The sequence below is a fragment of the Thalassoglobus sp. JC818 genome (assembly GCF_040717535.1).
Taxonomy (GTDB): Bacteria; Planctomycetota; Planctomycetia; order Planctomycetales; family Planctomycetaceae; genus Thalassoglobus.
Genome location: NZ_JBFEFI010000001.1, coordinates 487,977 through 500,245, shown reverse-complemented (window position 1 = coordinate 500,245; position 12,269 = coordinate 487,977). Strand labels below are relative to the sequence as shown.

The 12,269-nt window shown below is 52.2% G+C and carries 9 protein-coding genes and 1 pseudogene; 6 read left to right on the top strand and 4 right to left on the bottom strand.

Going from position 1 to position 12,269, the window contains the following annotated elements:
• Positions 1-172: 172 nt before the first annotated feature.
• Together AB1L42_RS01765 and AB1L42_RS01760 are read left to right on the top strand one after the other, a co-directional pair.
• Positions 173-2,602: a DUF1549 domain-containing protein gene (locus AB1L42_RS01765; RefSeq protein WP_367050518.1), complete on the top strand. Its 2,430-nt coding sequence runs from the start codon at positions 173-175 to the stop codon at positions 2,600-2,602.
• 120 nt (positions 2,603-2,722) lie between these two features.
• A pseudogene (locus AB1L42_RS01760) lies at positions 2,723-4,192 on the top strand (DUF1501 domain-containing protein).
• 15 nt (positions 4,193-4,207) lie between these two features.
• Here the strand turns inward: AB1L42_RS01760 and AB1L42_RS01755 are convergent.
• Both AB1L42_RS01755 and AB1L42_RS01750 read right to left on the bottom strand, forming a co-directional pair.
• Positions 4,208-4,735, bottom strand: a complete 528-nt coding sequence (locus AB1L42_RS01755; protein WP_367050516.1) for a DinB family protein — start codon at positions 4,733-4,735, stop codon at positions 4,208-4,210.
• 183 nt (positions 4,736-4,918) lie between these two features.
• A complete protein-coding gene (locus AB1L42_RS01750; protein ID WP_367050514.1) occupies positions 4,919-5,371 on the bottom strand; it encodes an ankyrin repeat domain-containing protein in 453 nt (150 codons plus the stop codon).
• A gap of 319 nt (positions 5,372-5,690) precedes the next feature.
• Between AB1L42_RS01750 and AB1L42_RS01745 the strand changes: the two genes are divergently transcribed.
• Positions 5,691-6,050, top strand: a complete 360-nt coding sequence (locus tag AB1L42_RS01745) for a cupin domain-containing protein (protein WP_367050512.1) — start codon at positions 5,691-5,693, stop codon at positions 6,048-6,050.
• Between the two features lie 30 nt (positions 6,051-6,080).
• On the opposite strand, the gene AB1L42_RS01740 is transcribed toward AB1L42_RS01745, so the two are convergent.
• Positions 6,081-7,571 carry a sulfatase-like hydrolase/transferase gene (locus AB1L42_RS01740; protein ID WP_367050510.1) on the bottom strand — a complete coding sequence of 497 codons (1,491 nt, stop codon included), beginning with the start codon at positions 7,569-7,571 and terminating at the stop codon, positions 6,081-6,083.
• 97 nt (positions 7,572-7,668) lie between these two features.
• Positions 7,669-9,087, bottom strand: a complete 1,419-nt coding sequence (locus tag AB1L42_RS01735; protein ID WP_367050508.1) for a DUF1501 domain-containing protein — start codon at positions 9,085-9,087, stop codon at positions 7,669-7,671.
• Positions 9,088-9,617: 530 nt separating this feature from the next.
• Here AB1L42_RS01735 and AB1L42_RS01730 point away from each other — a divergent pair.
• From AB1L42_RS01730 to AB1L42_RS01720, 3 genes are all read left to right on the top strand, one after another.
• Entirely contained in the window at positions 9,618-10,547 is a 930-nt protein-coding gene (locus tag AB1L42_RS01730; protein WP_367050506.1) for a dihydrodipicolinate synthase family protein, read from the top strand.
• 103 nt (positions 10,548-10,650) lie between these two features.
• Positions 10,651-11,067: a YkgJ family cysteine cluster protein gene (locus AB1L42_RS01725; protein ID WP_367050504.1), complete on the top strand. Its 417-nt coding sequence runs from the start codon at positions 10,651-10,653 to the stop codon at positions 11,065-11,067.
• A 107-nt stretch (positions 11,068-11,174) separates the two neighbouring features.
• Complete coding sequence (locus tag AB1L42_RS01720) at positions 11,175-12,263, top strand: hypothetical protein (RefSeq protein ID WP_367050502.1); 1,089 nt, start codon at positions 11,175-11,177, stop codon at positions 12,261-12,263.
• Positions 12,264-12,269: the final 6 nt, after the last annotated feature.

Genomic DNA, 12,269 nt, shown 5'->3' with positions numbered 1-12,269 from the left:
CGTGCGGAGGAACCAGTTTCAACAACTGCTCTGCGGGCGATTGAACTGAGGCATGGGTTCATCTCCGTTGATGTAATCGACTATGATGAGGGAAGTCGCCTCCCCAGCGACGACGCGATCTGAGGATCGTCGTGATTTGCCCTGCCCCTGTTTCGTTCGAAGGAACTGTCCGTTGCGAACGGTATTTCTAAACATCACTGCTCTTGCGATCTTTGTTTTCGGCTTTGGATCGACTTCGCGCTCTGTTGAACCGATTGATTTCGCCCACGAAGTTGTGCCCATTCTGAAGAAGCATTGCGTGGAATGTCATGGCGGGAAGAAGGCGAACGGCGGCTTCTCGATCAACACGAGAAATGCGATTCTGGATGAAGGCTATGTCGTTCCCGGGGACGTCGAGGGTTCTTATCTGGTTGATCTGATTACTTCAGACGATGCTGACACTCAAATGCCTCCTCCGGACAAGCCTCGACTGTCTGAAATGGAAGTGGCGACTCTTCGCAGATGGATCGAAAGCGACGTTCCGTGGGAGGAGACGTTCACTTTCGCAGAATCGGTATACGAACCCCCGCTTCAGCCGAGACATGTTGAGTTGCCGCCTCCTCATAATGGGCGACAAAATCCGATCGACCGAATTCTGGATCAATATCTGCAATCGCGAAGTCGATCGATTCCCGAGGGAATCAGTGATCGACAATATGTGCGTCGCGTGTACCTCGACTTGATTGGTTTGCTTCCAACACCGGCGGAAGTGGAGGCGTTTCTCAACGACTCAGACGTCGACAAGCGAGCGACTCTGGTCAATGAGCTTCTCAATCGAAGAATCGACTATGCCGACCACTGGTTGACGTTCTGGAATGATCTTCTGAGGAACGACTACACCGGGACAGGGTTTATTACTGGAGGACGCAAGCAGATCAGCGGATGGCTTTATCAGGCACTCGTTGAGAATCTTCCATTCGATCAGTTCACGCGGAAGCTCATCTCTCCGGAGAGTGATGTCAGTCGCGGATTCATTGACGGTATTAAATGGCGTGGGGAAGTCAGCGCTGGACAGACGCTTGAGATTCAGTTTGCTCAATCGATCTCGCAGGCGTTTCTCGGAATCAATATGAAGTGCGCTTCGTGCCATGACAGCTTCGTCGATCACTGGAAGCTAGAGGACGCGTATGGCCTGGCTGCCATCTATGCAACCGACGAGTTAGTCATTCATCGCTGCGACAAGCCAACTGGAGAAATGGCCAAAGCAGCCTGGGTTTTCCCGGAACTCGGAGAAATTGATCCGCAAGCTCCTCGCGATGAGCGGCTCAAACAACTTGCAGCGTTGATGACCGACGCGCAGAACGGTCGATTCTCGCGAACGATTGTCAATCGACTTTGGGCACAGCTGATGGGACGCGGAATCGTTCATCCTCTGGATGCAATGCAGACCAAACCGTGGAGCGAGGACCTGCTCGATTTTCTGGCGGTGTATTTTGTCGAGAAGAACTACGACCTCAAAGAAGTTCTGCGTCTCATCGCGACATCCGAAGCTTATCAATCAAAGACTGAAGTGCTGGCTCAGGAATCTGATTCTGCTGACTTTATCTATGCTGGCCCCCGCGCTCGTCGTATGACGGCAGAACAATTTCTGGACGGTGTCTGGAGCATCACTGAAACTGCCCCGATTGACATCGACGCTCCTGTCATGAGGAGCGATAGCACCATTTCCGAAACAACTCCGATTCAGGCAAAATGGATCTGGAGATCTTCGAAGGATGGCGAAACTGAAACGCCCGGTCCGGAGACAATCGTCCTCCGAAAAATCTTGGAGATCGACCAGAAAGTTCAGGAGGGGGCTGCGGCCATGACGTGTGACAACGAATTCCGGTTGTTTATCAACGGACGGGAAATCGTTGCAGGTAATGCGTGGAACAAACCTGTCACGATTCCGATTCATCATCTGTTGAAAGTCGGGAAGAATAACTTCTCAGTCGTAGCAACAAACGGCGGAGATGGTCCGAATCCGGCGGGTTTCATATTTGAAGCCCGTCTGAAACTGGCAAATGGAACGACCGTTTCGCTTTCCTCGGACGATTCGTGGGAGTGGAGTGAGAACTTGCCTGCAGACCGCGAAGGTCGACTCGGTCAAGTCAAAGGCCCCTGGCACAAAGTGGCAATCGTCCCAACGCTGCAAGCCTGGGAGCAGGAAGTGGGCGGCAAACTTCAGCAGGAAGTCGCGAGGATCGAACGATTCGAAGTTCTACCAGCGAGAGCATCGCTGCTAAACAATGATGCTCTCATGCAAGCCCTGGGACGCCCGATGCGAGAACAAATCGTCTCTTCGCGTCCTAGTGAACTGACGACACTCGAAGCAATTCATCTCACCAACGATCCCGATTTTGCGGAGACACTTTCAAGCGGTGCATCGAAGTTCTGTGAGGAATATGACGGCGAAGTGAAACCGCTGATTGAAGATATTTATCTCCGTGCTTTCGGCCGACTGCCAACCGACTCGGAAAAGTCTGTCATCGTTGAAACGTTGCAAGTCCCTTACACAAAGGAAGATGTCGAAGACTTGCTCTGGGCTGTGGTTTTGACGCCGGAGTTTTTTCTGATCCGTTAAGTGTTGGTATGGATATGATTAAACAGGGCAACGCTGACTTAAATTCGAAACGCAGTGTTCTCACCCGGAAGAGTTAACCCCTCATCTTCCGTGATCATCATCGAAAACGAAGTGAGTCCGATGGAATTTCCCAAGAATCTGAATCAATACAAATCCATGGTTGCCGAAAAGGTTGCTCGGCGCCGATTCCTGCAGCAACTTTCTGCTGCATCACTCGCTGCCATGGCTTCGGGAGCACCACGGCGACTGATGGCTGAAGAGGAGCCGGTTGAGCATCCGGAACCGACAGCTGACGCCTGCATTCTGCTTTGGATGGCAGGCGGAATGGCTGCTCCGGAGACTTTCGATCCTAAGCGATATCGACCGTACGAACCGGGGCTGGCAGTTGCCGATGTACTGAGTACGTTTCCGTCCATCGATACGAACGTCGATTCGATCAAGATCTGTGAAGGACTTGAATGAGTCGCTTCTGTTATGGACAAAGCAACGCTCGTCCGCTCAGCGGTGCAGCCTGATCTGGGAAGCATTTTGCATAGCCGTCATCAATACCACTGGCACACCGGATACGTCCCGCCGCAAACGGTTGCGTGTCCACATTTGGGCTCATGGATGGCGAAGGTCCTCGGGCCCGTCAATCCGATCATGCCTGCCTTCGTCAACGTTGGACAAAGATTAGAGGGAGTCGGAGAAAAAGAGGAACTGAAAGCGTTCACGACGGCCGGATTCTTCGGAAGTGAATATGGCCCGATGAACCTCCCCTACCCCGATCAGGCAGCAGCATCTGTTCAACCACCTCCGGGAATGACCGGGGCTCGTTTCAGTCGTCGCGAAAAGTTGTATCAAAGTCTCGTGAAGAGAAGTCCGCTGACCGACTACGCCAGCGATTACCAACAAGAGTCGATGCTGCGATCGCTCGACAAGGCTTCTCGACTCTTAAGCGACGACGCGCGATATGCCTTCGACATTCATCGCGAACCGAAAGAAACATACGAGAGATATAACACGGGTCGCTTTGGGCAAGGATGCCTGTTGGCCAAGCGACTTGTCGAAGCGGGGACTCGTTTTGTCGAAGTCACGACGGAGTACGTTCCGTTCTTACATTGGGATACGCACAACAGCGGACACTCGACGGTGGATCGACTTCATCGCGAAATTGATCGACCAATTCAACAGCTGATTTTGGATCTCGACAAGTCAGGAATGCTGGACCGGACGTTGGTGATTGTTGCTTCCGAATTTAGTCGAGATGCCATCATGGAGGGGCAGCCCGGTTCCAATGCGAATGATCAGGCGACGTTCAAAGTCGACACGATGACTGAAGAGAAACACTATGGGCTGCACCGCCACTTCACCGGCGGAACGAGTGTGTTGATGTTCGGAGGCGGGCTGAAACGCGGATTCTTGTACGGTCAAACCGCCGACGAACGTCCTCTTCTCGCAATCAAAGATCCAGTCTCAGTGATGGACTTGCATGCCACCATCATGCACGCGATGGGGATCAGTCCACGTACCGGATTCGATATTGAGGGACGACCGTTCTATGTCACCGAAGATGGCAAAGGCCGCCCAGTCATGGACCTGTTTGCTTGAGTGGATTGAGACGACCTAGGCGGCGCCCATTCCCTCCATGCGGCGCCACGCGCTGAACTGTCCGAGGTGCATCATAATGTGGCCTCCGCAGTAAAATGCATGCATCGAAGAGAGAGTTGGGAACAGTTCGACGATTCGCCCTTCACCGGGATTAGGGCGTTGAAACTCAGCGTCAGGAGTCTTCTTGAGTTCGAGCATTGCGGCTTCATAACCTCGGAAGAATGATTGGACGACTTCCTCCATCGCTGGGTAAATCGTTCCGTCCGGATCATCCTGACAGGTTGCTGTTTTGGAAAAGACTTGCTGGCTCTTTTCAGAGGGTGTGAGTTTGGACGCATCTCCGCCGAGTTGCTGAACGATCAGAGTTGGATACAGACTCAGGTGTCCGAGAATGAATGCCGGGTGATTCGATTCCACTGCGACACCGCCGACACTGGCAAACCTCGCAAATCGATCTGCCGGGACGTCCTTCAAGAGGCGCTCAGCATAGCTCATAGACATCTGCAGACTGTCGGAGATTGTGGTGCCGATGGAGCGTGACATACTTAGCTTTCTACTGTGATGGATCTTTGTGTGTTTCAGATGAGACTCTAGACGGGATGTCTGCGAACAACTGCGGACTCATCGTTCGGTGATTGCTACTCGTCGTTCTAAAGTACGAACCTTGACCATCATCGACGAGTAGATTCGAAATGCGGATAGAATACGTCCGCGACTTGCAGCTATCTATTCGAACAGACGGTGAATTCTCTCTGACCTGCATGACATCGCAAGTGTACGGAGAGGTTCACCAGATATCGAGACAGCATCTCTTAAAGCTGGAAAGCGAATCAGTGAACGTTCGATGAATTTCAAATCTTCTTGATCAATCGCTTCCACGAGATCGTCAATCTCCATCGCCAGAAGCCCGCCTCGACGTCGAAGGAATTCGATCGCCCAACCGGCAGGAGTCGCACTGAACTCACCATCCCGAAGATTGACATCGGCCCCGGCTTCGATCAGAAATTCAGCGATTTCTCGATGCCCCCGAAGTGTGGCGTAGTGAAGAGGCGAGGCCCCGTGGTCGTCGAGTGCATGCACGCAACTCGGATCGTCTTCGACGGCTTGTTGGACTTCGTCCAGATCGCCGAGATGTACGGCAGAAAAGACAGCGGCAAGTGCATTGAACCCTTCCGGCATTGGACTGGCCTCCCCAGAAGTATGAACTTTCCAGAATGCGTCTTACGGTGCGGATCGAATCCGCCGAGTCGTTTTCCTCCATCGACTCACTCAACATTTCACAGCTAAAGAATCGCTTAAAGGTCGATTCTCGAATGCGATGTCTAACGAGATTATAACAGAATTCGCGTTGAGTCTCGACTCATTCCGCCAGTTCTCTGCTAATTGCAGGAAGTGCGACGACTTGAGCGGACTGCAGCAAGTTGCTGCCTGAGGCAACAGGATTTAGAGTGGAGAGCACGTTTCGACTGACAAGTTTTCAGCACGCCAAGGAGTTGTCATGCACGCAGGCTTTCTGGATCTGAATCAAATTCCTGCAGTGGAGGTCTTTCCCGGTTGCAGGCTCAGAACGCCTCACGGCAACAACCTGATGTTGTCTTATCTGGAAATGGATGCAGGAGCTGTCATTCCGTCTCACTCACATCCGCACGAACAAGCGGGGATTCTCTTGCAGGGCAAACTCGACCTGACGATCGATGGTGAAACACAGACTGTTGAGCCGGGGGCGATGTTTCTCATACCCGGCGGAGTCGAACACATGGCGGTCGCCAATCATGGCCCTGTCGTCGTGCTGGATGTGTTCAGTCCTGTCCGCGAAGACTATGCCGAGTTAATGAAATCGCACAACAAGACCGATTGACAAGTCTCTCTCGCGCTCTTCATCGGCGAATCACTCTTCCGGCAGTGACGGCAGATCTTCTCGCCATTTCAAAAGCTGTCGACGCAGTCGTTGAGTGATCCTCGGATGATCCTCTGAAACATCGTCAACTTCAGTGTCAGATGCTTTCAAGTCATAGAGCTGAACGTCGCTGCCGTCCGCGTTGATCAGCAACTTCCAACGACCATCTCTGACCGCCAGGTTTGGACTTTGATCTTCGACCAGTCCAGGTCGAAGGTAGCTCGGATCGCGGCCGTACTCCCAAAACAGTGGCCGAGTACGCTGACCTTTTCCGGTCAGTAGCTGCTGTCCGAGATCTTCTCCATCGAAGTATTCATCGGCACTCGAGTCGACACCGTTGGCCGCGAGGACTGAACTGAGTTCGATTCCTACGAGTGAGGTCAGTGTCGGGAAGAAATCGACCGTTGAGAAAATGAGTTGTTTGTTGATGGAGTTCGGAGCAATTTTTCCGGGCCAACGTGCAATCATCGGCATTCGAATTCCTCCCTCGTAAAGCGACCACTTGCGACCACGAAAACCGGCGGTGCTGCCAGCTGGGAGATGTTCGGTTTTGTAATATCGAGCCCAGGCTGTCGGTCCGTTATCACTTGTCAGAAGGACCAAAGTGTTGTCGTCCAAGCCTTCTGAATCGATCGCATTGATCAGTCTTCCAATCTGTTCGTCCATCTCAACGAGAACAGCGAAGAAGTTCTGTTCATTCGGATTGCTCGTCACGGATGCGAATTCTTCTGCGGTTCCCGGAGCGGGATTGTGGGCGTCGTGAACATCGTTCAACCACAGGTGCAGGTAGAACGGGTTTTCTTTGTTGCGTTTGATAAACTCGATGCTGCGGTCGATGTAGATCGGGGTCTGCTCATGTTTCTCGACACGAGTAACCGTTCCACGGTTTAACTTTTCACTTTGATCTGACAGCCCGCCCGGAGGAAGAATCCGGTCTCCGAGTCCTTCGAAGGAGACAAGTGACTCATCGAATCCATATTCCGTTGGAAGCGGAGCGTCGTCGACGTCTCGTCCCCCACCCTGGTGCCACTTTCCGAAGTGTGCGGTGGCATAGCCGTTCGATTGAAACGCTTTCGCGATGGTCGGAATGTCCGACCGTAAATAGTCCGCCATGCCACGAGCACGATTGCGTTTTCGGTTGTTGAGATAGGAGTTGATGAGATGACGAGACGGAAACTGGCCCGTTGTGCATGCGACTCGTGAGGGAGAACAAATCGGAGAGGCGACGTAGAAATTCGTGAGTCGTACGCCCTCTGCAGCCAGTTGGTCGATATGTGTCGTTTCCGGATAATAATCGATCGTCGACGAATCCCAGCCATCTGCTCCCAGGTCGCGGAAGCAACTCAAATCTCCGTATCCCATGTCATCAATGAAAATGAAGACAATGTTGGGAGTGGAAGTTTCCGCCCCATTAGTCGGGAAAGAGAATGTAAGAAAGGTCAGGCAGCACAGAAGTAAAGCTCGGCCAAACAGTTGGGACATACGGATTCCAATAGAGAAAAATTGCTTTGGTTTCATCAACCCTCGACCCAATCGGGCCGATGGTCGGAGTATCGCGTTCGGCTTAAATAGGAAGTGATCAGGAAAGAATGTCTTTGATCACGTGAGCCTCTTCAACGCCGGTGAGCCCGAGGTCGAGTCCCTGAAACTTCACGGTGAATCGATTGTGGTCGATTCCGAACAGGTGAAGCATGGTTGCGTGAAGATCTCGCACGTGAGCCACATTTTCAACTGCGTGGTAACCCAGTTCGTCGGTCGCTCCGTAGCTCATTCCACCTTTGACTCCGCCTCCGGCCATCCACATTGAAAAACCTTTGATATGGTGATCGCGGCCGGTTCCCCCCTTCTCTTGCGACATGGGAGTTCGACCGAATTCTCCGCCCCAGATGACGAGAGTATCTTCGAGCATTCCGCGTTGTTTGAGATCTTGAATGAGTGCGTAAGTCGGTTTGTCAGTGAGGTCGCAGCAAATGTTCATGTATCGTTCGAGCCCACCGTGATGGTCCCATCCCCGGTGATAGAGCTGAATAAATCGGACCCCACGCTCTGCCAGACGCCGCGCAAGCAGGCAGTTCGACGCATACGAACCGTCACCTGGAGTGGCTCCGTACATATCGAGAATGTGTTTCGGCTCACCACTCATGTCCATCAGCTCCGGAACGGATGTCTGCATTCGGAAAGCCATTTCGTAAGCTGCGATTCTGGCATCGACTTCAGGATTCTGAATGGACTGGTTGCGATGTCGATTCAACTCGTTGACCGCATCAACGAGTTGTCGTTGTTGTGACAGCGTGACTCCTTGAGGAGGTCGAACGTAGTAGACAGGATCTCCTGTGGAACTGAATTCGACGCCCTGAAACTGACTCGGAAGAAAACCGGAAGACCATTGACGCGAAGCGATCGGTTGAGGATTGCGTCCCCCGACGCTCGTCATGACAACGAATCCCGGAAGATCTTGAGTTTCGCTTCCCAGCCCATAGGTGATCCAGGATCCCATCGACGGACGACCGCTGATCGCGGTTCCGGTATTCATGAACGTGTGAGCGGGATCGTGATTGATCTGTTCGGTCACAAGCGATTTGACGACGCAGAAGTCGTCAGCCATTTTCTGATGCCACGGAAGAAAATCACTGACAAGTTGCCCGCTCTCCCCGTATTGCCCGAATTTCGTGAGCGGTTTCTGGCATTTCAACTCTTGACCCTGAAGTTGCGCGATGGGCTGCCCAGCTGTGAACGACTCTGGCATCGGTTTTCCGTGCAGTCGTTCAAGTTCGGGCTTGTAGTCGAATGTTTCGAGGTGAGAAGGTCCCCCCGCCATACACAGGAAAATGACGCGTTTGATCTTCTGCGGCAAATGCGGGAGACCAGCTTGTCCGCCAGTTTCGGTCGCTCCTGCCTGGAGCTGATCGGAGAAAATCAGATTCGAAAGCGCAGCGCTCCCTAGGCCGACTCCCGAACTGGAAAGAAATGTCCGTCGATTGAGGATTTGATGAAACATTCTGAAAAACAACCGTTAGTATCGTCTTGTGATCGGAGTACAGCCCGTCAATGGGACGTCACACTTTGCAATTGTAGGTTGTCACATCAATGATCGTCGAGGTGATGGACCGATTTTTCATTTGGGATTGTATGAACTTCACGCGTCAACACCCGCGTCTGGATGATGTTGCTCGATCTCGTCGCACAGCATGGGGAACTGCACCACTGTCAGTGTTTTCCCGGGAATTGCTTCACGAAAAGCTGTCCACTCTCGTAGCAACAAAGTTATGGAATCCGCACCAGATCCTTCCAATCGAGGGCTCAGCGATTACATTGTTGGCTTAGAAAAGTTGTCTCAACTTCACTCCTCAATCGAATCTCGATTCCCTTGTCCCTTTCGATTGGAAAGACTTGAGATGACGCCTTCAGGGAATCACACTGTCCGGTAATTCGCTTGGACCAATCAATCCGATCATTCACTGTGTTGGAGTGAGAGAATCGCTGACACAGTTCGAGAAATACGCAATCCTTCAGCCTGAGCCATAAGCTATGTCGACAGAGTCGATTTCATTTCGAGGAATTCTTCCCCCGCTGATCACTCCGTTGCTGTCACGTGATGAAATTGACATCGCTGGAACACATCGTTTGATCGATCATGTCATTGCCGGGAACGTTCACGGGTTGTTCGTCCTCGGGACAAGCGGGGAAGCTCCGAGTTTGAGTCATGCGACTCAGCGAGAGTTTTTGAAAGTCGCGGCCGATCAGATTGGCTCCAGAGTCCCAATGCTGGTGGGAGTGACAGACACGTCGCTGTCGGAATCGATTGAGTTTTCCAACTACGCTGCGGAATGCGGAGCGAACGCGGTTGTGTTGGCGACTCCTTATTACTTCCCAATGCACCAAGACGATTTGAAACGCTATGTGACCGAATTCGCAAGCGAAGTTTCGATTCCATTCTTGCTGTACAACATGCCCAGTCACACAAAGGTCAGCTACGAGATCGACACCTTACGCGATTTGCTGCAGCTACCGAATTTTCTCGGCGTCAAAGACAGCTCCGGGAACATGCAATACTTCAACAAACTCGTCGAGTTGAAGCAGGAACGCGAAGACTTCGTCGCACTGATGGGCCCAGAAGAACTTATGGGACAATCTGTGCTCATGGGCGGAGACGGCGGTATCTCCGGCGGTGCGAATCTGGTTCCTGAGTTGTATGTCAGTCTCTATGAAGCTGCGGTGACTGGTGACCTTCGTGAAGTGCTTCGGCTGCAGCAACAGGTGATGCGACTTTCACGCAAGCTTTACGAAGTGGGGGCACCTCCGACTTCATACTTGACCGGAATCAAAACGGCGCTTGGCATTCGAGGAATCTGCAGCGACCGGATGTGTGAACCGCTCTATCAGATGCCTGCAGAAAAGCAGCAGACCATCCGCCGTCATCTGGAAGATCTGGGAATCGTTGACCGAGTTGCATCCTGATTTGTGATCGAATGCAAGAAGAGAATTTCGAATTTGAGCCCGCTTCACACGAGGCATTTATTAATGAACAGGACAATCAAACAAGTCGTGGGTGCGTAGATCGATGAGTGATGAAGTTTGGTATCAGGACGGCCTTCAGTTTTCGTGTTCGCAGTGTGGAAACTGCTGCACGGGGACACCGGGATATGTCTGGGTGACTGACAAAGAAGTTGAGGCAATTGCCGAATATCTCGACAAGCCTGTCGGTGAAATCCGTCTTCTCTACACACGTCCCGCTCGAGGAATTGTGTCGCTTCGCGAGTACGCCAATGGAGACTGTATCTTCTTTGATGGAGAGAAACGCGGCTGCCAAATTTATCCTGTTCGACCAGCTCAGTGTCAGACATGGCCCTTCTGGCGAGTGAATATCGATACGCCTGAAAAATGGGAAGAAACCAAAAGGGTCTGCCCGGGAGCCGGTCAGGGAGAATTCGTGAGTCTTGAGTCGATTGAGAAGCAGTTGGATAGAACGCATCTCTAAAAGACACGCCAGCGAAGAGCTGAGGACTTGAAGAGATATGGATCGCTCTTGTGATGGTGAGCAGCACAGTCCTATGATTTGAGAAACACTTGCCAGTGGACGGACCCATGACTTCAGTGAAACAACTCCTCGCTTTCGGGATCTTCTTGAGCTTCTTCTGGGGAATGCAATTGCCCCATGTTCACGCGCAGACTCCGAGAGATCAGACGATACTCTCCATCGACATTCTTCTCCCGCGTAACTCCACCGACATCGTCAGAGCCCAGGAATGGGGAAGAGTTTTCGAAAAGCTTGGCCATAGTGTTCGGATCTCACGGCCGGTTGGAAACGAAGAGCCATCGATCAAAGAAACTGATCGAGGCTCGCTGAGAGTCGTTCGTCTCATCGGTGCGATGGATCGAGATGGTCAACTCTATTTCCCTGACGTTGTCTTCAAAGTTGGCGAGTCCGACAAACTCAAAGCCTGGCTCGATGAACTGATCGTCTATGGAGCACAAGGTGCACCAGAGGGAAAGAAGCTTTGGGGATTAAATCAAACGCAGTTCGAACAAGTCTTGAAGCAACTGTCCCAGCCGGTCGAGTCGGCAACTCTCGATAAGCCATTTCAAGACGCCATCGCGAGTTTTCCATTCGCCAAAGACGTTCCGCTGGTAGTTGATCCGAAGGCACAGAAGCAGTTTGATTCCGTCCAAGATCAGATTGTGAAGCAGGAGTTCGCAGGTCTCACACTCGGGACAGCTCTCGCAGGCTTGCTGAATGACTTCGATTTGGGATTCATGCCGTTGCGAACTCCCGATGGAACGCTGCAGCTATCAGTTCGTCCTAAAAAAGAGCTGAGCAATGGCTGGCCGATCGGATGGAAAGTGGATGACATCACTCCTCGCAATCAGATCGCACCCGCTTTGTTTGAATTTGTACGGACCGGTTTCGAAAGCCGACCGCTTTCCGAAGTGCTGGCCGCAATCGCCTCACAGACCAAAGTGCCGATCGTGATCGATCTGCCAGCATGTGAAGAGAAGAGCATCGACCCCGCAGCTTCACTGGTCTCTTACCCTCAAAAGCAGACAGCCTGGGCTGTCGTTCTGGCATCCGTTGTAAGGCAGGCCAAGCTCACTCACAGCATTCGACAGGACGAGTCCGGGAAGCCAGTCGTTCTCGTGGCACCTTTCGTCCCCTATCGTCTCGAAGAACGATAGTCGGAA